Origin of the sequence: Streptomyces sp. NPDC018045 (genome assembly GCF_044327445.1) — a bacterium.
Classification (GTDB): domain Bacteria; phylum Actinomycetota; class Actinomycetes; order Streptomycetales; family Streptomycetaceae; genus Streptomyces.
In genome coordinates, this window is record NZ_JBIRFL010000038.1 from 1 (window position 1) to 24,281 (window position 24,281).

Sequence of the window (24,281 nt, forward strand, 5' to 3'; positions counted from 1 at the left end):
CAGTCGTCAACAATCACCACCTCAACATCCCCGAACGACTGCCCCAACACCGAATCCACCGCAGCAGGCAACCGCTCGGCATCGTTATAGACGATGACAACTACAGATATCTCAGTCACAGCACACCATCTTCGAAGTAAAGGTTCGTCCATCCCTGTCGGACGCACCCATTTCTCACGGCCGGAGGACCCCACAGCCGATACCGATACCGAAAGGACACTGCGCACGGACGCTTTCGGGTCCGTGCGCAGGACGACCGTCGCGTCGGACGCACCCGGTCAGCAGGTCAGAACAGCAGGTTGGCGATGGACCGGCCTCCTCCGAACGGTACGGAGCCGCCGGACGGTACCGGGCCCCGGGCGCCCCCGCCCTCGCGCGGTGTCGGCAACCCGGTTCCCCCCTGTGAGACCTGCGTGAGCGCCGTCTTGCCCCTCATGTCCGGAAGACGGACGGCATCAGCCGCTTTCCGGGACGATACCTCCAGTTGACCGATTGGCGGGCCCGGGATGAGCGCCTGTGACGGAACGATCGAATAACAGGACCGTCCGTCACCGCGTGGCCACGGTGCGCGTACACGCGCCCGCCCGACCGCCACCACCCAAATGATCATGGGATCAATCGGCCGTCCGTCGGGCGGATCGGCCTCCGGACGCATCCGGTCCCCGACGGGTGGTTACGGAATGCCGGTGCCCGCACCTAGACTATTTGCCCTTGCACCTCGCCTGACCTGCGAAAACAAGGCGCCCGACGCCGTTGATCCGGTCCCGGAGAGTGAGGGGGAAAGCCCTGTGTTCTACCAGGTCCTCAAGTACGTGATTCTGGGGCCGTTGCTGAGGCTGCTTTTCCGGCCGCACGTGGAAGGGCTGGAGAACGTACCGCCGGAGGGAGCGGCGATCATCGCGGGAAATCACCTTTCGTTCTCGGACCATTTCGTGATGCCGGTGATCGTGCCGCGCCGGGTCACCTTTCTGGCGAAGGCCGAATACTTCACCGGCCCCGGAGTGCGGGGCCGGCTGACCGCCGCTTTCTTCCGCGGTATCGGCCAGATTCCGGTGGACCGGTCCGGCGGTAAAGCGGCACAGGCCGCTCTGCGGTCCGGGCTGGCGGTGTTGCGTAAAGGGCGGGTCCTGGGAATTTATCCGGAGGGCACGCGGTCGCACGACGGCCGGCTGTACAAAGGCCGTACGGGCGTGGCGGCGATGGCGATCACGGCGCAGGTGCCGGTGGTGCCGTGCGCGATGATCGGCACCTTCGAGGCGCAGCCCACCGGGCGGCGGCTGCCGCGCGCCATGCGCATCACGATCCGTTTCGGCAAGCCGCTGGAGTTCGAAAGGTTCGCCGGGCTGGACGGCGAGCACGCCGCGCTGCGCGCCGTGACCGACGAGATCATGTACGAGATCCTGCGGCTCTCCGGTCAGGAGTACGTGGACATGTACGCGAACGAGGCGAAGGCGCGGCAGCAGGCGCCACGCGGGCTGGCCCGGCGCTTCCGCCCGGAGCGCGGCGTCCCGTCTTCGGATTGAACTCCGGCCCGGGTGGGCCCGACGGCGAAACAGCCGCCCGGGCGGGGGCGGCTGTTCGTCGTGCTCGGTTCACGGTGTGGCGGACGCGTTCTCGTCCTCTTCGGTGACGGTGATGGTGGCGGCCGGGCAGAGCCAGGCCGCCTCCCGGGCGCCGGCGTGGTGCTCGCGCGGCGGCCGTGGGTCCAGGAGCCGTACCCGGCCGTCCTCGGTGTCCTGGTCGAAGAGCGCGGGGGCGGTCAGCGCGCACATTCCGGCGCCGTGGCAGCGGTCGCGGTCGACGCTCAGTTCCATGGGTCTACTCCCCGTCCCAGGTGACCGGGAGCCGGCGCACACCGTAGATGTTCGCGTTGGTGCGCAGCGGTACCTCCTCGGGCGGGACCGCCAGGCGCAGCGTCGGGAACCGGGTGAGGAGCGCGGGGAAGGCCACGCGCATCTCGACGCGCGCCAGTTGCTGGCCCAGGCACTGGTGGGCGCCGTGCCCGAAGGCCAGGTGGCCGGTGGCCTTGCGGCGCAGGTCGAGGGTGTCGGGGTCGGGGAACCGTGCCGGGTCGCGGTTGGCGGCGTGGAGGGAGAAGGTGACGGTCTCGCCTGCCTTGATCGAATGGCCTGCCAGTTCCAGGTCCTCCCGTGCCGTGCGCGCCCCTGTGTCGGCGATGGTGAGGTAGCGCAGCAGCTCTTCGACCGCCTGGTCGGCGAGGCCCGGGTCGGTGCGCAGGACGGCGAGCTGGTCCGGGTGACGGAGCAGGGCGAACGTGCCGTGCGCGAGCATGTTCGCGGTGGTCTCCAGACCGGCGCCGAGCAGGAAGGCCCCGGTGCCGGTCAGCTCCTCGTCGGTGAGGTCACTGGTCGCGAGGTCGCTGAGCAGGTCGTCGGTGGGGGCGGCCCGCTTGGCCAGCACCAGTTCCCGCAGGTAGTCCTGGAGCACCGTGAAGGCCCTGGCGTTCTCGTCCGGGTCGAGGCTGTGGTCGGACAGGATGTCCTCGTACGCCAGGAAGTCGGCACGCTCGGTGTAGGGCACGCCCAGCAGTTCGCAGATCATCAGGGCGGGTACGGGGCGTGCGAACGCCTGCACGAGGTCCACCGGCCCTCCATGGCGCTCCATGGCGTCGAGGTGGTCGGCGGTTATCCGCTCCACGCGTTCGGTGAGCTGCCGCATCCGGCGGACGGTGAACTTGCCGGTGAGCAGGCGCCGGTAGCGGGTGTGCTCGGGCGCGTCGACCCCGCTGAGGTCGCCGGCGGAGGCCGGCGGCAGGACGTCGGGGCCGCCCGGGATCGGGAGGTGCAAAAGCTCGTACCGGGCCGAGAAGCGGGGGTCGGCCAGGACGGCGCGGATCACGGAGTGGCCGGTGGCCAGCCAGCCGAGGTGGCCGTCGGGGTAGCGCATCCGGCGGAGCGGGGCTTCCTCGCGCAGCCGCGCCATGCCGTCGTACGGGTCGAAGGGGCAGCCGGCGGCGCGGGTCATCGGCAGTTCGGTGAGGGGTGCCGGCTGTTCCGTGCCATCGGCGGCGGAAGTGGGAGCGGCCGGGGCGGTCGACGGTTCGTTGTGCATGGCGTCCTCCGGTGAAGGGCGAAGTGCGGTGGGCAGCGGCATGGTGGGTGGGGGCGGGGTGCGGGCGGGGCGGCTCACCGCTGGGCGGAGCGGTCGAAGACCTTGCGGGCCCAGAGGTAGCCGGCCAGCGTGAGGCCGACGCACCAGGCGAGGGCGGCGAGTCCGCTGCCGCCGATCTCCGTGCCCGTCAACAGGCCGCGCAGCGTCTCGATGACCGGCGTGAACGGCTGGTATTCGGCGAACCAGCGCAGCCCGGTGGGCATGGACTCCGGCGGGACGATCGCGCTGCCGAGGAACGGCAGGAACGTGAACGGCATGGGCAGGTTGCTGGCCGTCTCCGGGGTCTTCGCCATCAGCCCCATTGCCGCGGACACCCAGGTCAGGGCCAGGCTGAGCAGCGCCAGCAGGCCGGCGGCCGCGAGCCATTCGACGGGGGTGGCGGCGGGCCGGAAGCCCATGAGCAGGGCCGCGCCGACGACGAGTGCGATGCTGAACAGCGTCTGGAGGACGGTGCCCACGACATGCCCGGTCAGGAATGCCGCGCGGGAGATCGCCATGGTGCGGAACCGGTTGACGATGCCCTCGGTCATGTCGACGCAGACGCTGACGGCGACGGCCACGGAGCCGGAGGTCGCGGCCATCAGGATCATGCCGGGCGCGATGTAGTCGATGTACGCGGTGCTGCCGCCGGCGGGCGCCCCGCCGATTCCGCTGCCCAGGGCGCCGCCGAAGACATAGTTGAAGAGCAGCAGCATCAGCAGGGGCATCGCGACGACGGAGACCGTCATGCTCGGGTAGCGCAGCGCGTGCTTGAGATTGCGCCGCAGCATCGTCACGGAGTCACTGACGGCGTAGGTCAGGGTGCTCATCGGGCGTGGCCTTTCCGGGAGTCGGCCGAGGGCAGGTGCTCGGCACCGCCGCGGTCGGTGAGGGTGAGGAAGACGTCGTCGAGGTCGGGCGTGTGCACCGTCAGCGACTCGGCGCTGATCAACGAGGTGTCCAGGACGTCCAGGACGGCGCGCAGGGTGGCGATGCCGCCGTCGCCGGGCACGTGCAGGGTGAGTGTCTCGCTGTCGCGCGTACCGGTCCCGAACAGGGCGGCGGCCGCGTCGAGGTCGTTCTCGTCGGCGAACCGGAGGCGGATGTGGCTGCCGGGCACCAGCCGTTTCAGCTCCTCCGCGGTGCCCTCGGCGACCAGCTTGCCGCGGTCCAGGACGGCGATGCGGTCGGCGAGTTGGTCGGCTTCCTCCAGGTACTGCGTGGTCAGGAAGACCGTGACGCCTTCGTCGGCGACCAGCGCGCGGATGATCTCCCACATGGTGCGGCGGCTGCGCGGGTCGAGGCCGGTGGTCGGTTCGTCGAGGAAGATCACGCGTGGCGCGCCGACCAGGGTCATCGCGAGGTCCAGCTTGCGGCGCATACCGCCGGAGAAGGTGGCGACGGGCTTCGTGGCCGCGTCGGTCAGGTCGAAGCGGCGCAGCAGTTCGGCGGCGCGGCGGCGGCCCTCGCGGCGGCCGAGGTGCCGCAGGTCCGCCATGAGCAGCAGGTTTTCGCGGGCGTTCAGCAGGTTGTCCAGGGCCGCGAACTGGCCGGTGACCCCGATGGCCGCGCGGACGGCGTCGACCTCCCGCGCCAGGTCGTGGCCCGCGACGCGCGCCTCGCCCGCGTCGGCGGAGATCAGCGTGGAGAGGATCTGGACGGTGGTCGTCTTGCCCGCGCCGTTGGGCCCGAGCAGCGCGAAGACGGAACCCTCCGGGATGCGGAGGTCGATGCCGTCGAGCACCACCTTGTCGCCGTAGGACTTGGTGAGGCCGTCGGCGGTGAGGGCCGGGGGTGCGGTGGCCGGGGGCGCCCAGGCCGGGGCGGTGGTCGTGGAGGGAGCGGGCGCGGTGCCGGTGGCGTACCCGGCCGGGGCGGGGTGCGGCGCGTGCTGTGCGGTCATGTCGGTGGTGCCTCTTCTCCGTGGTGGTGGTCGGGAGCGGCGTACGGGCCGATGCGGCGAACGCGTCGATACGGCGGGCGCGTCGGGACCGGCGTACCGCTCAGGAGCGGTGGATCACGATGTCGCCGATGCCGGTACGGGCCCGCACCTCGACGGTTTCCTCGTCGGCCGCGGGGCCCTCGGCCGGACCGAGGTCGTTGCGCACGCGGCCGAGCTGGGTGTTCACTTCGATCCAGGCGGTGGTGGACGGGCGGATGCCGACCGCCAGGTCGCCGGCCGCGGTCTGCAGGACGGCCCGGCCGCGGGCCACTTCCCCGATCCGGATGCCGCCGTTCGCGGTCCTGGCGTCGACCCCGGCGTGCGCGATGTCGACGGAGACGCGGCCGGCGGTCGCGTTGACCCGCAGGTCACCCATGACCTCGCCGACCGTGGTCTCGCCGCTGCCGTTCTCGATCGTGGCGCTGCCGGTGACCTCGCCGACGGTGATCCGGCCCGCCGCGACGATGTCGACGTCGCCGGCCACGCGGTCGATGCTGACGTCGCCGTAGCCGCTGCGCAGGTCCACCGTCGCCGCCGTGGCGAGCTGGAGATGACCGGCCGAGGTCTCGATGCGGCACGCGCCGAGCGGCCCGGCGCAGCGGAAGTCCGCCGCCGGCGAGTTGCCCCGGATGTCCGACCCGGCCGGCAGGTCGACGCTCACGTCGATCGCGCCGGACTTGCCGAACGGGGAGCGTTTCCTGGGCCCCTGGACCAGCAACGTGCCGCCCGAGCAGGTGACGGCGGTCTGCTGAGCGGCCCGTACGTCCGCTGTGTCGGCGCTGTTGACCGGCCGTACCTCGACGACCGTGTCCGTGCGCTCGCTCGCGGTGATCCGTACCGACGCGATGTCGAAGTCGAAGGTGGCCGTGATCGGTTCCGGGGTGTCAAAAATTGGCATGGCTGTTCCGTCCTCATGGCTGTGGAGTGCGTTCCCGCCGGTGAGGCGGGTGAAGGTGGAGTGGGGCGGGGCGGCCCGGCGGTCAGGGTGCCGGGCGCCCGGTCAGCGGGCCCGGCCCGTGCGGTCCGGCCGGCCTGTGGGGTGCCGGGGCCCGGCCGGGCGGCCGTGCTCGCCGGGTTCCAGTGCCGTGGCGACGGCCCGTACGAGCCAGGCGTTGACCGACAGTCCCTCCTGGCCCGCCACGTCCTCGGCCCGGGCCTTGAGGCGGGCGGGCAACCGGAAGTTGATACGGGCCGTGCCACCGTCGCCGCCGTCCGGGGGGATGGACGGCGCGGCCGTCCGGGCCTCGCTCGGCGCGCTCGCGCGCCCCTCCTCGTACGGCTGTGGGGCCGGCGGCGGTGTCACCACGAACTCGGGGTCGAGTCCGCGCAGCCGTACGTCGACGGATCCCGGCGCGAGGTCACGGGTGATGTCCCCCATGGCGGCGGACAGCGCGTTGAGCAGGGTGAGACGGACGGCCGACTCCAGCGGCGCGGTGAGCCGCTCGGCGAAGGCACGGGCTTCGTCTCCCCCCGCGTCCGCGGCCACCGCGAGTTCGCGTCGTAGGTTGTCGACGAAGGGCGTCAGGTCCATGGCGTCATGATGGCACACAAGTGGCACCACTGCCAGTCATGACAGGTGGGCGCTGGCGCCACAGTTCGCCCGGCGGAGCGAACGGATACCTCCGCAGGACCTACGACCTGCGAGTATGGCCAGACCTGGCGGCCCGGCGCCCGTACCGGGACATCCTCATGCCCGACCACGAGCAGCGACGGATACGCGCCCTTGAATACCGACGAAGGTGGCAATACGGCACCCACCCGGCACCATGAGCGCCACCCCAGGCGCCATCTCAACGCCACATGCGACGCCAAAGGAGTCAGGGCGGCGCCACTCCATTTCGCACCTCCTCTACACATCCTCTACGTGGCACCACGGCGGCACCCCGCAGCGCCTCGCGTACCACGCCGTGAACGCACCGGGCCCCGTGCATCCGCAGGCTTTTCAGCCGCGGGTGCACGGGGCCCGGTGGGCAGGCGGTCGGTTAGGCCTTGCTCGGCTCCGGGGTGGCGTGCGGCGCGCACGTCACGTCCTTGGAGCCGGTCCTCCCGGTCAGGAAGTAGGTGTCGACCCGGTCGTTGATGCAGGGGTTGACCAGGCTGGTCACCCCGTGCGAGCCGGCGCCCTTCTCGATGATCAGGCGCGAGCCCTTGAGGCGCTGGTGCAGCTCGACGGCGCCTTCGAACGGGGTCGCCGCGTCCCGGGTGCTCTGCACGATCAGGACGCTGGGCAGGCCCTTGCCGGTCTTGACGTCCACCGGGGTCCGCTGCTTCTCCGGCCAGGTGGCGCAGGGCAGGTTCATCCAGGCGTTGGCCCAGGTCATGAACGGCGCCTTCTGGTGGATGCGGGTGTTGTCCCGGTCCCACTTGCGCCAGCTCGTGGGCCACTTGGCGTCGTTGCACTCGACGGCCGTGTAGACCGCGTTGCTGTTCTCGGAGGCGGCGTTGCCCGCGGTGTCGCCCATGTCCGGGCCCGCGTTCTGGATCAGCGGCTTCTCGTCACCCGACAGGTACGCGCTCCACACCTGGGCGGTCGAGGCCCACGCGGAGTCGTAGTAGGGCGCGTTCTGGAAGAAGCTGGTCAGCTCGGCCGGGCCGACGACGCCACCGATCGGGTTCTTCTTGGCCGTGGCGCGCAGGCGCTCCCACTTCGCCTGGACCTTGGCCTCGGTGTTGCCGATGTGGTAGACGGCGTCGTGCCGGGCGACCCACTTCTTCCAGTCGCTCCAGCGCGTCTCGAAGGCCAGGTCCTGGTCGAGGTTGGCCTGGTACCAGACGCTCTCCCGCGACGGGTTGACGACGGAGTCGACGAGCATCCGGCGGACGTGGTCGGGGAAGAGCGTCGCGTACACGGCGCCGAGGTAGGTGCCGTAGGAGACGCCGAGGTAGTTCAGCTTCTTCTCGCCCAGGGCGGCGCGGATCACGTCCAGGTCGCGGGCCGTGTTCGGCGTCGTCAGGTGCGGCAGCAGGGCACCGCTGCGCTCCTTGCAGCCGAGCGCGTACTCCTTGGCCAGTTGGCGCTGGGCGCGCTTGTCGGCCTCGCTGTCCGGCACCGGGTCGGCCTTGGGGGCCTTGACGAATTCCTGCGGGTCGGCGCAGGAGATCGGGGCGGAGTGGCCCACGCCGCGCGGGTCGAAGCCGACGAAGTCGTACGCCTTCGCGGTCTTCGCCCACACCGCGTTCTTGCCGGTGACGCGGGTCGGGAACTTCATGCCCGAACCGCCGGGGCCGCCGGGGTTGTAGATGAGGGAGCCCTGGCGCTCCTTCTTGCCGCCGGTGTTGCCGATACGGTCCACGGCGATCTCGATGGTGCGGCCGCCGGGCTTGGCGTAGTCGACCGGGACGGTCACATAGCCGCACTGGATGGGGGCCTTCAGGCCCCAGTCGGCAGGGCAGGCCTGCCAGTCGATGCCCTTCTCGGCCGCGCGGGCGGCGGCGATCCGCACGCCGCGGTCCTCGGCCGAGTCGCGGTGGTGCTGCTGGCCCGCGCTGGCGGGCGTGGCGGCTATCGCTCCGGCTATGAGCGTGCCGGTCACCAGGGTGCCGGCGGCGCCGAGCACTGCTGTTCGTCTCACGTGGGGGTCCCCCTGCATAATGCGCCGCGCGCGGCGGCGGTGATCACAGAGCTGCACGGTGGATCCTGGTCCCTGCCACCCTCCCCTGAACAGGGCTCACTGCCATTTCTTTACCAAACCGCAGGATTCGTTCAGCGATCTGCGGTACCGGCGGGCGCACCATGGCGTACGACTCGGCCTCTGCCCCGGCGTACGGCGCGACGTGGCAATCGCCCGGGTCGGGCGGTGTGTTCGGTTGGTGCGGGTCGGGAAGGTTGTGCGGCTTGTCCCGGGTCCGCGGGCGAAGGGACGATGCGGTGCACGTCTGGTACGTGTCGTACGGCTCCAACATGCACGGCGCACGGCTGCGCCACTACTTGGCGGGCGGGCGCCCGCCGGGCGGCATGCGGACGTGCCCGGGGTGCCGCGATCCCCGCCCGCCGGCCCGTTCGGTGCCGGTCGTGCTGCCCGGAACCATGTACTTCGCGCTGGAGTCGCTGAACTGGACGGGCGGGGTGGCGTTCTACGACCCCGACGGGCCCGGCGAGGTGTGGGCCCGCGCCCATCTGGTGACCCGGGGCCAGTTCTCCGACATCGCGGCCCAGGAGATGCACCGGGCCCCCGCGGCGGACCTGGACCTGGCCGAAGTGCTGGAGCGCGGCCGGGTACGGCTCGGCCCCGGCCGTTACGAGACGCTGGTGTGTCCCGGCTCGCTGGACGGGCTGCCGCTGCTGACCTTCACGGCGCCGTGGAGCGCGGGTGAGGTCCCGCGTACCCAGCCGACCGACGCCTATCTGGCGCATCTGACGTCAGGGCTGCGGGAGGCGGGCGGGTGGGACGACGAGGAGATCACGGAGTATCTGGACCGGTGCCGGCTGGGTCTGACCGTACGCCCGGGGACGGGCCGCCGGGACCGGCGTTCCCGGGGCGCGGTACCCCGGGCCCTGGAGCCGGACCGCCGGGCCGGGTTGCCGCCTCGGGAAGTCGGGGGTCCGCGGCCACGCTGAGTTCACGGCTCGTAACACACTTCGCTCCGCACGTCAGCAGTCCTTACGGATTCTGAACACATCCCTATGCACTAACCGGACATTCACTCGACGACCGAAAATCTGGTCGCGTGGTGAACGTTTGGTGAGGATGTAGCAGGTCACCTCAGGGCAGGGTGGACCGGAGAGAACGGACGGTTTACGACAAAACCTTCAGACGGCGTCCGGAATGCGGATCAAGCTGTCCGGAAAACCTACGGTCGTTTTGACCCGCCCCCTCTTCATCACCAAATGTCAGCCATGTGACCACCTCACGAGCCTCCGGCAGCGGCGCCGGTGACGGGCTCCTCCGCCATCGCGACTTCCGACTGCTGCTCGCCGGGGCCGCGGCCAGCCAGGCAGGCACCCAGGTGGCCCTGGTGGCCCTGCCCTTGGTGGCCGTCGTCGGACTGCACGCCTCGGCCTTCGAAGTGGGCCTGCTCACCGCGGCCGAGACCGCCGCGTTCCTGCTCATCGGCCTGCCGGCGGGCGCCTGGGTGGACCGGGTCCGGCGGCTGCCACTGCTGATCCGGACGGACATGGTGCGCGCGGTGGCGATGGGCAGCGTGCCGCTCGCCGCGGCGTGCCACGCCCTGACGATGACTCAGTTGTACGTGGTGGCCTTCGTCACCGGTGTCGCCACCGTGTTCTTCGACGTCGCCCACCAGAGCTATCTGCCGAGGGTACTGCCCGGCCCCCGGCTCGTGGCGGGCAACGGAGCGCTGGAGACCGCGCGTTCGGCGGCGCAGGTGGCCGGGCCCGGGCTCGGCGGCGGTATCGTCCAGTTGCTCGGGCCGCCGGTGGCCGTGCTGGCCAACGCGGCCGGATACCTCGCCTCCGCCCTGTTCCTGCGCGGCATCCGGGTACCGGAACCGAGGCCCGAGGCCACGCCGGGTGTGTCGCTGTCGGCACAGGTCAAGGAGGGCCTGGCCTTCGTGCTGCGGCACCCCCTCCTGCGAGTGATCGCCCTGACGACCGGGGTGGCGAACTTCTTCTCGGCGATGCTCGTCGCCGTACAGACCGTCTTCCTGACGCGCGAACTGGGCCTGCCGCCCGGCGTGCTGGGGCTGATGCTGTCCGCGTCCGCCGTCGGCGGCCTGGCCGGGGCGCTGTGCGCAGGCCCGGTCGCCCGGCGGCTGGGGCAGGCCCGCATCATCTGGCTCGCCCCCGTGGTCACCGGGCCGTTCGCCCTGCTGTGGCCGCTGTCGGGGCACGGTGCGGCCGCCGGATGGTTCGCGCTCGGCTCCGGGGCCGTCTTCTTCGGCGCCGTCGTCTACAACGTGGCCCAGGTGAGCTTCCGGCAACTGCTCTGCCCCGACGCCCTGCTGGGCCGGATGAACGCCACGCTGCGGTTCATGGTCTGGGGGACCATGCCGCTCGGCGCGCTGGCCGGTGGGTCCATCGCCGGGGCGGCCGGTCCGCGGGCCGCCGTGTGGGGGTGCGCGGTCGGATTCCTGCTCGTACCGCTGCCGTTGCTGCTGTCGCCCCTGCGGAGGCTGCGGGACCTGCCGGCGACCGGGGCGGCGTCCGGAGCCGGCTCCGGGCCGGCCCCCGAGGCAGTTGATGCGCCCGGAGCGGCCGGCTGACCCGCGCCTCGGCGCGGGTGGGCGGCCGGTGAGCCGGAGCCGGTGGCCCGGCCGACCGTGATCCGCCGTGCGCGGCTACGCCCGCACTCCTGTGCTCCTGCACGCCTCACATCTTTCATTTTTCATTCTCATTCATCCCGTCCGTCACACACGTCTCGTAGCGACGCCCTGTCCGCGGCGGCGCGAGGGAGGTCATCGTGGACCCCAGCACGACAGCCGGCATCAGTACCGGCTCACCGGCCGGCTTCGGCATCCGTACCCACTTCGCCACCGGGACCGGCGACCGGCCCGGCCCCCGCACCACTGCCCGGCCGGGCACCGTCGACATCACGGAGCAGTACCTCACCCGCTACGAGAAGGCCGCCGCCGGCGTGCGCGACCCGGAGGCGCTGCTGCCCGTCACCGGCGCGCAGCGGCGGTTCCTGCTCGCCCGGCGGCTGGCCCCCGGCGGCCGGCCCGATGTCGTACCGCTGTTCTTCGCCTTCCCGCGCGGCACGATCGACCTGGCGCGGCTGCGCGCCGCGGCCGGTCATCTGGCCGCCGCGCACCCCGCGCTCCGTACCCGGCCCGATGTCCTGCGCGGCGCGCCCGTACAGCGGCTCGGTGCGCCGGAGGCGCAGGTGGACCGGGTGGTTCCGCGCCCCGGCGAGAGCGCGGCGGCGGCCCTGCGCCGGACGCTGCTGGCCTGGACGGCCGAAGGCCCGCCGCTGCGGCTGTTCCTGGCGGATGCCCACGGCGATGCCCCGGCCGGGATCCAGGCACCGGACGCCGGGGGCGCCGTGGAGATCCTGGCCCTGGCCCTGGACCACGCCGTGTGCGACGAGCAGTCGCTCGGCCGGATCTCCGCTGACCTCGGCGCGGCGTACGAGCAGGGGCTCGGCCCCGGCGAGGTGCCGCGGGACCGCGCCGCGGCGGACGTGGCCGGGTACCGGGAGGCCGTACACCTGCAACTCGCCGCGGAGCAGCGCGCGTCGGGGCCGGCCGCGCTCGCGTACTGGGCGCGCCGGATCGCCCCGGCGCCGACCGGCGACGGCGCGGCTCCCGGGCGGCGCACGGCGCGGCCGGTGGCCGCGGCGGAAGCGCCGCGTCCCACCGGAGCGCTCCAGGCGCGCCTGCCGATCCGTACCGGCGACGGGCGGGCCACGGCCTTCCCCGTCCTGCTCGGGGCGTGCGGCAACGTCGCGCGCGCCCTGGGGGAAACGCGCGCGCCCGGCCGTACGCCGCTGCTCGGCTACCCCTGGGGCGGCCGGCCCGCGGCCGCGGCGCCGGTCCTCGGCTGCTTCCTGAACACCGTCGTCCACCCGGCCGCCGCCTGCGGCCCGGACGACCTGACCACCACCTGGTGGGACGACCTCGACCACGCCGACACCCCGTTCGACGAGGTGGTCCGCGCGGCCCGGGCGGCCGGCGACCCCTGGACGGGGGAGCTGGACGGCCTGCTGACCTTCGAGGACCTGCACCGCCGGCCGCCGCTGCGGCTGGGCGGCGTCGCGGGCCGGGAGGTGCACATCGACGGGCGGCCGCTCCAGGCGCCGTTCGCGGTCTCCGTCTCGTACGGGGCCGACCTGCTCGTACGGCTGGCCTGGGACCGGGACGCCTTCCCGGACGGCCTCGTCCACGACGCCTTCGCCGCCCTGACCGCCGACCTGTCCGGCCACCCGGCCGGAAGCGCGGCGGGCCGGCGGGACGAGAACACCGCCACCCCCGTGTCCTGACCCGCACGCCGGCGGCCCGGCCCCCACCCGGGGCCGGCACCGGCTCCGCTCCCACCGCGCCACCCTCCCGGCCCCGCGTCCGACCGACGGCGGGCACCGGGCCGCGCTCCCCTCATCCACCACCCGAAGGATGGACCATGTTCGGACTCTCACCGTCCCAGGACGTCGTCTGGCTGCACGAGCAGATGCTGCCGGGCAGCCGCGCCTACAACTTCACGGCCTCGATCGACCTCTGGGGCCGGCTCGACGAGGCGGCCCTGCGCAACGCGCTCGGTGCCGCACTCGACCGGCACGCCGGCCTGCGCCTCGAACTCGTCGAGCAGCCGGGCGAGGTCCCGAAACAGCGGGTGCGCGAGCGATGTGAGCCACGGGTGCGCACGGTGGACCTCTCCCGGGAGGCCGACCCGGAGGCCGCTTTCCAGGAGCTGCTGCGGACCGAGGCCGAGACGCCGCTCGACACCTGCGAGGCGCCGTTGCTCCGTTGGTGCCTGGCCAGGCTGGGCGAGCGGCACCACCGGGTCGTGCATGTCGAGCACCACCTCATCCACGACGGGCACTCCTTCGCGATCCTGCTGCGCGACGTGTTCACCGCGTACCGCGGGCAGGTGCTCGGCGAGCCGGTGGAGCTGTCGGCGGCACGCTCGTACGAGGACCACGCGCGCGCCGCGGCCGACGCCGACCGGCGGGCGAGCCTGGCGCACTGGACGGCGGAGCTGTCGGACGCCACCTTCGACCTGCCGCTGCCCGGCCTCGCCCGGCCCGGTGCGCGGCGCCGGCACGCGGGCGGGCAGCTTCGCCAGGCCATCGGCGCCGACCTGGCGGAGCGGCTGCAGGAGAGCAGCCGTGCCCAGGGGCACACGCCGTTCTCCACGCTGCTGAGCCTGTTCGCGGAGCTGCTGCGGCGGCACAGCGGACGGACCGACATCGTTGTCGGCACGGCGGTGGGCAACCGTCCGGTGGGCTTCGAGGGCACCGTCGGGATGTTCGTCAACACCATCCCGCTGCGCCTGCGGCTGGACCCGGCGGCCGGGGCGCTGGAGGCGGTGGACGAGGTCACCGACACCCTGATCCGGGCGCTGCCGCACCAGGAGGTGCCGGTGCAGGAGCTGACGCGGGCGCTCGGCCGGCACACCACCGGCGCGGACAACCCGCTGTTCAGCGTGATGTTCAGCGCGCACGACGCGGCGCTGCCGGAGATCGAGGTGCCGGAGCTGGAGGTGGCGCTGTACGAGGGGTTCAACACCGGCACCACGCGTTTCGACCTGGACCTGGTGCTGATGCCGGACGACCGGCGGACGGTCGGTCCGCGGCAGGGCGCCGCGGGGATGACGCTGGTGTGGGACTACGACCGCGACCTGTTCGGCGAGGACGTGGTCCGGCTCCTGTCGGAACGTTTCCTCGATGTCCTGCGCGCCTACCTGGAGACGCCGGAGGCGCCGCTGGCCGCGCTGGCGGCCGCCTCGCCGGCCGCCTCGCCGGCTGCCCCGGCCGACCGTGGCATCCCGGCCACCGACGCCCTCGCGGCCGTCCCCACGGACGAGGTGCTCGACCCGGTCGCCCGCCAGGACCCCGCCCGCCCGGCGCTGGTGGGCGGTGCGCAGAGCCTGTCGTACGGTCAGCTCGGCGCCCGCGTCGACGACCTGGCGCGCCGGCTCCGCTCGGCCGGGGTGACGGCGGGCCGGCCGGTGGCCGCCGTCCTCCCGCGCGGCACGGACTCCGTCGTCACGCTGCTCGCCTGCCTGCGCACGGGCGCCGTGTACTGCCCCCTCTCCCCCAACGACCCGGCCGCGCGCCTGCACAAGCTGCTGGAGCGGCTGGACCCCGCGCTGGTGCTGGCCACCCGGGAGAGCGCGCTGTCCCTCCCCGCCGCAGGGCTCCCGCTGGCGCTGCTGGACGGTCCCGGCTTCCCCGAGGCGGCGGCCCCGGGCGAGGACACGGGCCCGGACGCCTTCAAGGACGCGGCGTACGTCATCCACACCTCCGGCTCCACCGGTCTGCCCAAGCCGGTCGTGGTCGGCCGGGCGGCGCTGGCGCAGCACGCCCGTGCCACGGCGGTCCGGTACGGCCTGACGGAACGGGACCGGGCGCTGCTGTTCGCCCAGCCGTCCTTCGACGTGGCGCTGGAGGAGGTGCTGCCGTCGCTGCTGGCCGGTGCCTGCCTGGTGCTGCCGCAGCGCGAGGTGCCCACCCCGGACGAGCTGACCGCGGTCCTGGCGGCCCGGCGCGTCACCGTCGCCAACCTGCCGACCAGCTATTTCCTGGCCGTACGGGAGGAGTTGGGCGAGGCTTTGCGGGACGGCCGCTGGGCGCCGCGGATGATCGTCCTGGGCGGTGAGCGGCTGCCGGTCGGTGCGCTGCGCGAGCTGTTCGACGCCGTGGACACCGCCGCCGGGTCGCCTTCGGTCACCGTGCTCAACGGCTACGGGGTGACCGAGGCGGCGATCACCAGCACCGTCCACGAGGTGACCCGGGAGGACCTGCGGGACGGCGCCGAGGTGCCGCTCGGCACGGAACTGCCGGGCAGCCGGGTGCGGGTGCTCGACGCCGGGCTGCGGCCGCTGCCCGCGGGCGCGGTCGGTGAACTGGCCGTCGCGGGCGCCGGGCTGGCCGACGGCTACCTCGGCAACGCGCGGGCCACCGGCGAGCGCTTCGTGACGCCGGACACCCTGGGCGGCGAGCGGGTGTACCGCACCGGCGACCTCGGCTACCGCGACCTGGCCGGGCGGCTGTGCTTCCTGGGCCGCCGCGACAACCAGGTCAAGCTGCGCGGCCACCGCATCGAGCTGGAAGAGGTGGAGGCCGCGGCCTCCGCCGAGCTGGGCGGCCGGTCGTCCGCTGTCGTGCTCGACAAGGACGGCCCCGCCGGGCCGCGGCTGATCGGCTTCCTGGAGTCCCGCGCCGGGGACGACGCCGGTCCGGACGAGCAGGAGCTGCACGCCGCGCTGTCCCGCCGGCTGCCCACCGCCCTCGTACCGGCCCGCTGGGTACGGCTGGACGCCATGCCGACGCTACAGGGCGGCAAGCCCGACCGGGCGGCCCTGGCACGCCTGGTGGCCGAGCTGCCGCCCGAGGAGGCGGCCGGGCGCGGTGCGTCCGAAGGCCCGGCCGAACCCGTCGACCCGCAGGTGGCGCTGCTCGCCGAGGGCTGGCGCGAGGTGCTGGGGCACGACGACTTCACCCCCGCGTCGCACTTCTTCCAGATCGGCGGACACTCCCTGCTGGCCGCGCAGCTCGCCGCCTGGCTGGAGCCCCGGCTCGGCGGCCGGCCGCCGCTGCGGCTGTTCTTCCAGAACCCGGTGCTGGCCGACCAGGCCCGTGCGGTGCGGGAGGTCGCGGCGTGAGCACCCAGCCCTCGTCGGTCCTGGAGGCCGACCACCGGGAACTGACCGCCTCCTTCGAGTCGTTCATCCGCAAGGAGCTGGTGCCGCTGGCGGCGGACCTGCCCGAGGACACCGACCTGCCGCCGGCCGAGCTGCGCGACTACGTACGCCGTCGTTCGGCGGCCCTCGGCTTCTACGCGGGCGACTATCCCGAGGAGCTGGGCGGCTCCGGCATGCCGTTCACGGCCGTGGTGCTGCTGCACCACGCGGCGGGCCGCAGCGGCTGCCCCCTCGCGCCGTACGCCCTCGCCGGCTCCGACGGCCCGAGTCCGCTGCTGCGGCACGGCACGAAGGAGCAGATCGAGCGCTATCTGAAGCCGCTGGTGCGCGGCGAGGCGGTGCGCTGTCTGGCGCTGACCGAACCACACGCCGGCTCGGACGCGTTCCAGCTCACCACCACCGCCGTGCGCGACGAGGCCACCGGCGAGTGGGTCCTCAAGGGCCGCAAGACCTTCGTGAGCAACGCCGAACGGGCGGACTTCACCCTGGTCGTCGCGTCGGCCGGGGGTGAGCCGACCGCCTTCGTGGTGGAGGCGGGCAACCCGGGGCTGCGGATCGGGCAGCGCTACGACGGCATGTCGGGCGAGCCGCTGCACGAGCTGCTGCTGGAGGACGCGCGGGTACCGGCGGACGCGGTGATCGGCGGTCCGGACGGGGTCGGTTCGGCGCTCGGCAACGGCATGGACAGCCTGTCGCGGGGCCGGCTGGTGGTGGCCGCGATGTGCGACGGCATCGCCGAGTACGCGCTGGAGCAGGGCATCGCGTACGCCCGTGAGCGGCGGGCCTTCGGTGCGCGCATCGGCACGTACCAGCATGTGCAGGAGCACCTGGTGACCAGCCGCGCGGAGATCGAGGCGGCCAAGCTGCTGACGCTGGCCTGCGCGCGGCTGGTGGACGGCGGCACGGAGGCGCCGGAGAACGCCGCGCTGGCCAAGCTGACGTCGTCGGAGACCGCGGTGCGGGTGGTGGACCGGGCCCTTCGGGTGCATGGCGCCACGGGCTGGGTGCGGGGGCATCCGCTGGAGTTCCTGTACCGCCATGTCCGGATGATGACGATCATCGAGGGGACCTCGGAGATCCAGAAGGTGATCGTCGCCCGGTCCATGGGGCTCGGCTGAACCGTCCGCCCTCCGGGGGCCGGACGACCGCCCCCGGCCCCGCTCCCTTACGAATGCGTGAACTTGCGAACCGCAGAGGAATCATGAGTACTTCAGCGCACGAGCGTCCCGGCAGCAGTCCGCAGGACGACCGGCTCAGCATCGCGTACGGCTCCGCCCCGGTCACCGCGGCGGAGGGTCCGGACCGTTCGGACATCCTCGCCCGGTACGAGCACTGGGTGCACGGCGCCCCCGACGCGCCCGCCGTCGAGGACGGCGAACTGTCCTGGAGCTACGCCGAGGTGGACGCCCTGGCGCGGGTGGTGACCGAGTCGCTGCGCGGCCGGGTGTCCCCCGGTGACCTGGTCGGGGTGTGCCTCGACCGGTCGGCCGCGCTGGTCGCGGTGGCGGTCGGGCTGGCCCGGCTCGGCGCCGTCTACCTGCCGCTGGGGCCGCGCCCCGGCGAGAACCGGCTGGCGACGGTGACCGAACGGCTGGGTGTGCCCTGCCTCGTCGGCGACCCCGCGCTGCTGCCCGCGGCGTACCGTACCGGTCAGGCGGTGTCCCTGCCGGTGCCCGCCGAGGGCGCCAACGCGGCCGGCAGCGTCGTGGCCGCGTTCCGCGCCGCGCCGGCCGCCGCCACCGCGCGGTCCACGCCGCCGGGCACCTTCTACGCCGTACTGACCTCGGGCTCGACGGGCACTCCCAAGGCCGTCGCGGTGGGCGGCGCGTCGCTCGGCTCGCTGCTCGACTGGTACCACGCGTACACCGGGGCCCGGCCCGGGGACCGGCACAGCCTGCTCGTCGGGGTCTCCTTCGACCCGCACGTCAAGGAGCTGTGGGCGGCGCTCACCTCCGGTGGCACGCTGAGCGTGCCGCCCGAGGAGGTGCGCTGGGACCCGGACGCCCTCACCGACTGGTGGCGGCGCGCCGCGGTGTCCGTCGCCGTCCTGCCCACCCCGCTCGCCGAGACCGTCCTCGAACGGCCCTGGCCCGACCTGCCCGCCCTGCGCCACCTGATGGTGGGCGGCGACCGGCTGCGCCGCAGGCCCGCGCCGCAGGTCACGGCCCAGGTGCACAACGCGTACGGCCCCGCCGAGGCCACCGTCGTCACCACGGTCCACCACGTCGAGGCCGACGACCGCGCCACCGCTCCGCCGCCCATCGGCACCCCCGTCGACGGTGCCGTCGTCTGCGTCACCGACGAGGCGGGCCGCGTCGTCCCGCGCGGCGAGTCCGGTGAACTGCGCGTCGGCGGCGACGTGCTGTCGCTGGGGTACCTGGACGCGGACCTGACGACGGCCCGCTTCGTGGCCCCGCCGGCCGGCGTCCGGGGCACCGGCCGCGTCTACCGCACCGGCGACCGGGTGCGGATGCGGCCCGACGGGGTGCTGGACTTCCTCGGCCGGCTGGACGACCAGGTCAAGGTCAGCGGCGTACGCATCGAACCCGCCGAGGTGGAGGCCGCGTTCGAGCACCACCCGGGCGTGCGGCGGGCCGCGGTCGCCGCACGGGCCGCCGTGGGCGAGCTCACCCGGCTCGTCGCCTTCGTGCTGCCCGTCCCCGGTGCGCCCGTACCGGCCGCGGACGAGCTGATCCGCGAGGCGCGCGGCTGGCTGCCCGAACAGGCCGTCCCCGCCGTCGTGCGGTTCCTCGACAGCTTCCCGCTCGACGCCAACGGAAAGGTCGACCGGGCCGCACTCCTGGCGGCCGAAGAGACGCAGGCCGCCGGGGCCACGGCCCCGGAGGACGACGGCGCACCGCAGCCGCCGACCGAGGAACTGGTCCTGCGCCTCTGCCGTGACCTGCTCGGCAGCCGGACCCTCGGCACGGGCGACGGCTTCGCCGCGGCCGGCGGCAACTCGCTGGCCACCGCCCGGCTGCTCACCGGCATCGAGGAGCACTGCGGCGTACGGCTGCGGGCGCCCGAGGTGCTGCGCCAGCCCGACCTGCGGGCGCTGGCGGCCCTGGTGGACGCCCGGCGCGCCGCCGCCGACCCGGCGGGGGTGTGAGATGACCACCTCCACGGCCGGCCTGCCCGGACTCGTCGCGCACTTCGCCCGCACCACCCCCGCCGCCCTCGCCGTGACCGACGGCGAAACCTTCCTGACCTACGCGGAACTCGCGGCCGCGGCCCGGGACTTCGCCCGGGCGCTGCGGGACCGGGGGGTGCGCCCCGGTGACGCCGTCGGCGTACTGCTGCCGCACTCGGTGCCCACCGTGGTCACCCAGCTCGCCGTCTGGTGGGCGGGCGGGCACTACGTACCGCTCGACGCCGAGTATCCGGCGCCGCGCATCGCCACCATGCTGGAGACGGCCGGGGCCGTACTGACGGTCGGCGACAAGGACCTGGTGGAGGCGGCGGGCATTCCCGGGGAGCGGGCGGTGCCCCCGCCCGTGCGCCCGGCGGAAGGCGCCGGGGCCGACGCGCCCGCTCCCGCCGAGGACGCCTACGACCCGGACGCCGTCGCCTACGTGATGTTCACCTCCGGCTCGACCGGCCGGCCCAAGGGCGTGGCCGTCACCCACCGGGGCATCGCGCGCCTGGCGCACCGGCCGGAGTACGTGACCGTCACACCGCGCGACCGGGTGCTGTTCCACTCCCCCGTCACCTTCGACGCCTCCGCCTTCGAGGTGTGGGGCGCGCTGGCCAACGGCGCCGCCGTCGCGGTGTCCACCGCCGACCGGCTCTCGCCGACGGGCCTGGCGCGGGACGCGGAACGGCTCGGCGCGACCGTCACCGTGCTGACCACCGCGCTCTTCCACCACCTGGCCGCCCGGCGCTCCCCGCTCTTCGGGGTGCTGCGCGGCGTGCTGACGGGCGGCGAGGCACTGTCCGCGCAGCACGCGCGCTCCGTGCTGCGCGCCCACCCCTGGCTGGAGCTGGTCAACGGTTACGGGCCGACCGAGGCGACCACCTTCGCCACCACGCGCCGCGTGACGGACGCCGACTGCGACGGCCCGCCGCCCATCGGCCACCCGGTCGCCGGGACGACCGCGTACGTCATGGACGAGCACGGCGAGCCGGTGGCGCCGGGCGCCCGCGGCGAGTTGTGGCTCGGCGGCCCGCGGCTGGCGCTCGGCTACGTCGGGCAGCCGGACCGGACGGCGGAACGTTTCATCGACCACCCCACGGCCGGCCGGCTCTACCGCACCGGCGATGTGGTCTCGGCGCGCCCGGACGGCACGCTGGACTTCCACGGCCGGACCGACGACCAGGTCAAGGTCCGGGGCTTCCGGATCGAGCCGGGCGAGATCGAGCACGCGCTGCGCGAGCACCCCGGGGTCGCCGACGCCGCCGTGGTCGTCCAGCGGCCGGCGCCCGACGACGCGCGGCTGGTGGCCTTCGTCGTACGGCAGGACGGTGCGGCCGCCGGAGCGGAGGCGCTGCGCGCCCACCTGGAGCACCGCCTCCCGGCCCACCTGGTGCCCAACGCGTGGGCGTTCGTGGACGCGCTCCCGATGACCGGGGTCGGCAAGGTGGACCGGCGGGAGCTGGCCGGCAGGCCGGTGGACGGAGTCGCCCCCGACGGGCCGGAGGCCGAGGACGCCCCGGCCTCCGGCGGCCCCCTCTCCCCCCTCCAGCAGGTCGTCGCCGACCTGTGGGGCCAGGCTCTGGGCCACCCCGTGGACGACCCCGAGGCGGACTTCATCGCGCTCGGCGGGCACTCGCTGCTGGCGCTGTGCGTCGTGGAGGACCTCCGCGAGGACCTCGGGGTGGAGATGTCGCTCGCCGACTTCTTCGCCGCTCCCACGGTCGCCGCGCAGGCGGCCCATGTCGAGCGGGCCCTGCTGCATCTGCACGAGGACCCGGGCACGCCCGGTGACGAGACGGCCGCCCCGGCCGCTTTGGAGGACCGACGATGACCAGCGCTCCGGACACCGCCCGGGAGGCGGCGCTGCTGCGGATCGCCCGGCAGCGGCAGGCGGCCAAACGCGGTGGTGCGGCCCGTACGCCCGCCGAGGCCCCGGCCGGCCCCGCGCCGCTCTCGGCCGCGCAGCGCCGCATGTGGCTGATGGACCGCCTCGGCGGCAGCGGCGCCGCGTACCACGTACCGTTCGCGACCCGGGTGCGCGGGCCGTTCGACCCGCAGGCCCTCGGCCGGGCGCTGACCGCGCTCGTACACCGTCACGAGGTGCTGCGTACGCGCTACGGGCAGCGCGACGGCGAGCCGTACCAGGAGGTGGCGGACGCGGTGCCGGTGCCGGTCGAGGTGGTGACGGCGGACGGTGACGCGGCGGAGCTGCTGCGGGAGGCCGCGGCGCGCCCCTTCGACCTGGCGAACGGCCCGGTGCTGCGCGCGCTGGCCGTACGGCATGCCGCCGAGGACCACACGGTGCTGCTGACGCTGCATCACATCGCCATCGACGGCGGCTCGCTGGCGGTCGTCGCGCGGGAGCTGGGCGCCCTGTACGGGGCGGCCCTGGACGGCGACGAAGCGCCGGGCGGCGAGCTGCCGGGGACGTTCGCGGGCCCGGCGCCGCAGTACGCGGACTTCGCGCGCCGTGAGCACGCCGCCACTGACGCCCTGGAGAACGGGCTGGAGTTCTGGCTGGGGCGTCTCGCGGGCGCCCGGCCGGTGCCGCTGCCCGTCCCGGCCTCGGACTCCGGGGCCCCGGCCCGGCGCGGACAGGCCGCGCTGCTCGCCGAGCCGCTGCCGCCCGCCGTCCTGGAAGGGCTGCGTGCGGTGGGCCGGGAGCACCGGAGCACCCTGTTCACCGTCGTCCTGGCCGCCGCGTACGCCGCCCTGCTGGAGGCGACGGGCCGCACGGACCTGGTGCTCGGCTGCGCGAGCAGCCACCGCGACCGGGCGGGGGTACGGGACCTGGTCGGCCTGTGCGTGAACACGCTGCCCGTACGGGTGGACGCGCGGAGCGCCGGCGTCTTCGGCGATCTGCTGGACCGGGTACGGGACGCGCTGCTGGAGGCGCAGCAGCACCGGGACGTGCCGTTCGACCTGATCGTCGAGCGGCTCGGCGCGGCGGCCCGAGGGGCCGACGGCCACCCGCTGGTGGACGTCACGGCCGACGTGCTGCGGGCGCCCGTGGCCCTGGAACTGCCCGGCCTGGTCAGCGAACCGGTCGAAATCGATCTGGGGACGGCCAAGTTCGGTCTCGGCTTCTACGTGGAGGAGGGCCGGGGCGACGGCGGGACGCCACGCTGCCTGGTGCAGTACGACCGGGCGCGGCTCGACGCTCGGACGGCCAGGCGGCTGCTGCGCGGCTTCGCCGGTCTGCTGGCGGCGGTGGCCGCCGACCCCGGCCACCCGCTGACCCGGCCGCGGCCCGCAGCCGCCGCCCGGGACGGCGCAGCGGGCAGCGCCTCGGGCAGCGGGGGAACGCTTCACCCGGCAGAGCTGCTCCTCAAGGACCGGCCGGAGGTCGCGGAAGCCTTCCTGCTGGAGATCGGCGGCCGGCCGCCGCTCGCGTACGTCGTACCGAGCGGCACGGGATCGCTCGAACCGATGGGCCTGCGGGCCGCTTTGCGCGCGAAGCTGGCACCCGAACTGGTCCCGGCCGCGGTGACGGTCCTGGACACGCTGCCGCGTACGGACGACGGGGCCGTGGACCGCGACCGCCTGCCGGGAGCGCCGGCGACGGCTGCGCCGGCCGACGCCGCAGGAGCACGGGAGCAGGCCGTCCTGGAGGCATTCACCGAACAGTTGGGCCGACGGCCCGCGCCGGACGACGACTTCTTCCTGCTCGGCGGGCACTCACTGCTGGCGGTGCGACTGGCCGACCGGCTCCGCGAACGGCTGGGCCTGCCGCTGACCGGCCTCGATGTGATGGAGCACCGCACCCCCCGCGCCATCGCGGTCCTGCTGGACGGGCGGGGCCGGGAGCGTGCCGCGGCACGGGCCGCCGTCCGGGCCGCGGCCCGGCCCACGGCCTCCCCCGGCTCCCGGCCCACGGCGGCCCGCACCGGAACGGTGCTGGTCACCGGTGCGACCGGCGGCGTGGGCGGCTTCGTGCTGCGGGAGCTGGCGGCGCGGGGCCGTCCGGTACGGGCTTTGGTACGGCCCGAGTCGGCGCACCTCCTCGCGTCGGACGGCGTCGAGGTGGCCGAAGGGGACCTCGGCGACCCGGACAGCCTGCGGGCGGCCGTCGCCGGCGCGGACGCCGTGATCCACGCCGCCTGCACCTTCACCTCCCCCGAGGTGGACCTGGCGGCGATGCGTGCCGCGCTGGACGGGTGGCGGCGGGGCTCCTTCGTCTTCGTCAGCAGCGTGGACGCGTACGGGCAGCCGCCGGTCACCGAGGTGACCGAGGAGACCGCGCCCGCCGGCCCGTTCACCGCGTACGGCCGGGCCAAGCTCGACTGCGAGCGGATGCTGCTGGAGGCCGCCGGGAGCGGCGGGCGGGGCGCGGCCGGCGTGGTCCGGGTGCCCATCGTGTGGGGACCGCACGCCCGGCTGCGCGACCAGTTGCGCTGGGGCGCCACCGGCCAGTTCTTCCAGGCCGCGCGGAACGGCGAGCCGATCGAGCTGCCCGCACGGGACCGCGGCTGGTACGGCGCGCCCTGGGTGCACGGTGCCGCGCTGGCCCGCGTACTGGCCGGTTGTGTGGAGCGGCCGCCGGGAGGTGTGGTGAACGCGGTCGGCGGCCACGTCGACTGGCGTGACTTCGCCGCGGAGCTGATCCGGCTGCTCGGCAGCTCCAGCGAGATCCACGCCACGCACGCGGGTCCGGACGCGGACACCACGGCGGACCACGGGGCCGGGGAGGCGGCCGGGCCGGGCTTCCTCCTGCGCCACCGCCGCCACTACCGCCCCGCCCGCGCGCTCGCCGGCGAACTGACGGAGCGTCCGGGCGAGGACTGGCGGTCGGTGCTCGCCGCGATGCTGGACGGCTGACGGGCTTTTCCTGCTTTTTG

At 74.1% G+C, this 24,281-nt stretch carries 17 protein-coding genes; 9 read left to right on the forward strand and 8 right to left on the reverse strand.

What is annotated here, in order from left to right; all coding sequences use genetic code 11:
* Positions 1-152 (reverse strand): glycosyltransferase (locus ACH4EB_RS36140; protein ID WP_398352682.1); only part of this gene is annotated, 152 nt, incomplete at its 3' end.
* A gap of 636 nt (positions 153-788) precedes the next feature.
* On the opposite strand from ACH4EB_RS36140, the gene ACH4EB_RS36145 reads away from it, so the two are divergent.
* Positions 789-1,523: a lysophospholipid acyltransferase family protein gene (locus ACH4EB_RS36145; RefSeq protein WP_398352683.1), complete on the forward strand. Its 735-nt coding sequence runs from the start codon at positions 789-791 to the stop codon at positions 1,521-1,523.
* Between the two features lie 69 nt (positions 1,524-1,592).
* On the opposite strand, the gene ACH4EB_RS36150 is transcribed toward ACH4EB_RS36145, so the two are convergent.
* The 7 genes from ACH4EB_RS36150 to ACH4EB_RS36180 all read right to left on the reverse strand — a co-directional run bounded on the left by ACH4EB_RS36150 (position 1,593) and on the right by ACH4EB_RS36180 (position 8,625).
* Entirely contained in the window at positions 1,593-1,814 is a 222-nt protein-coding gene (locus ACH4EB_RS36150; RefSeq protein WP_398352636.1) for a ferredoxin, read from the reverse strand.
* A gap of 4 nt (positions 1,815-1,818) precedes the next feature.
* A complete protein-coding gene (locus tag ACH4EB_RS36155; protein ID WP_398352638.1) occupies positions 1,819-3,072 on the reverse strand; it encodes a cytochrome P450 in 1,254 nt (417 codons plus the stop codon).
* 74 nt (positions 3,073-3,146) lie between these two features.
* Positions 3,147-3,941 (reverse strand): ABC transporter permease, encoded by a 795-nt coding sequence (locus ACH4EB_RS36160; RefSeq protein WP_398352639.1) that lies wholly within the window; start codon positions 3,939-3,941, stop codon positions 3,147-3,149.
* On the reverse strand, positions 3,938-5,014 hold the full coding sequence (locus ACH4EB_RS36165) for an ATP-binding cassette domain-containing protein (RefSeq protein WP_398352640.1): 1,077 nt from the start codon (positions 5,012-5,014) through the stop codon (positions 3,938-3,940). The genes ACH4EB_RS36160 and ACH4EB_RS36165 overlap by 4 nt, the downstream gene beginning before the upstream one ends.
* 100 nt (positions 5,015-5,114) lie before the next feature.
* Positions 5,115-5,951, reverse strand: coding sequence for a DUF4097 family beta strand repeat-containing protein (locus ACH4EB_RS36170; RefSeq protein ID WP_398352641.1), 837 nt, complete (start codon positions 5,949-5,951; stop codon positions 5,115-5,117).
* A 102-nt stretch (positions 5,952-6,053) separates the two neighbouring features.
* The gene (locus tag ACH4EB_RS36175; protein ID WP_398352642.1) at positions 6,054-6,584 is read right to left on the reverse strand and encodes a hypothetical protein; all 531 of its coding nucleotides are present in this window, start codon (positions 6,582-6,584) and stop codon (positions 6,054-6,056) included.
* Positions 6,585-7,035: 451 nt separating this feature from the next.
* Positions 7,036-8,625, reverse strand: coding sequence for an alpha/beta hydrolase (locus ACH4EB_RS36180; protein ID WP_398352643.1), 1,590 nt, complete (start codon positions 8,623-8,625; stop codon positions 7,036-7,038).
* Between the two features lie 296 nt (positions 8,626-8,921).
* Between ACH4EB_RS36180 and ACH4EB_RS36185 the strand changes: the two genes are divergently transcribed.
* The 8 genes from ACH4EB_RS36185 (at position 8,922) to ACH4EB_RS36220 (ending at position 24,261) form a co-directional block, all read left to right on the forward strand.
* Positions 8,922-9,611 (forward strand): histone deacetylase, encoded by a 690-nt coding sequence (locus ACH4EB_RS36185; RefSeq protein ID WP_398352644.1) that lies wholly within the window; start codon positions 8,922-8,924, stop codon positions 9,609-9,611.
* Positions 9,612-9,892: 281 nt separating this feature from the next.
* Complete coding sequence (locus ACH4EB_RS36190; protein WP_398352645.1) at positions 9,893-11,215, forward strand: MFS transporter; 1,323 nt, start codon at positions 9,893-9,895, stop codon at positions 11,213-11,215.
* Positions 11,216-11,412: 197 nt separating this feature from the next.
* Entirely contained in the window at positions 11,413-12,930 is a 1,518-nt protein-coding gene (locus ACH4EB_RS36195; protein WP_398352646.1) for a non-ribosomal peptide synthetase, read from the forward strand.
* Between the two features lie 137 nt (positions 12,931-13,067).
* Positions 13,068-16,271 (forward strand): amino acid adenylation domain-containing protein, encoded by a 3,204-nt coding sequence (locus ACH4EB_RS36200; protein WP_398352647.1) that lies wholly within the window; start codon positions 13,068-13,070, stop codon positions 16,269-16,271.
* Positions 16,268-17,428, forward strand: a complete 1,161-nt coding sequence (locus ACH4EB_RS36205; protein ID WP_398352648.1) for an acyl-CoA dehydrogenase family protein — start codon at positions 16,268-16,270, stop codon at positions 17,426-17,428. The genes ACH4EB_RS36200 and ACH4EB_RS36205 overlap by 4 nt, the downstream gene beginning before the upstream one ends.
* Before the next feature lie 83 nt (positions 17,429-17,511).
* Positions 17,512-19,419, forward strand: a complete 1,908-nt coding sequence (locus ACH4EB_RS36210) for an amino acid adenylation domain-containing protein (RefSeq protein WP_398352649.1) — start codon at positions 17,512-17,514, stop codon at positions 19,417-19,419.
* Between the two features lies 1 nt (position 19,420).
* A complete protein-coding gene (locus tag ACH4EB_RS36215; RefSeq protein ID WP_398352650.1) occupies positions 19,421-21,274 on the forward strand; it encodes a non-ribosomal peptide synthetase in 1,854 nt (617 codons plus the stop codon).
* Positions 21,271-24,261, forward strand: coding sequence for a condensation domain-containing protein (locus tag ACH4EB_RS36220; RefSeq protein WP_398352651.1), 2,991 nt, complete (start codon positions 21,271-21,273; stop codon positions 24,259-24,261). The genes ACH4EB_RS36215 and ACH4EB_RS36220 overlap by 4 nt, the downstream gene beginning before the upstream one ends.
* Positions 24,262-24,281: the final 20 nt, after the last annotated feature.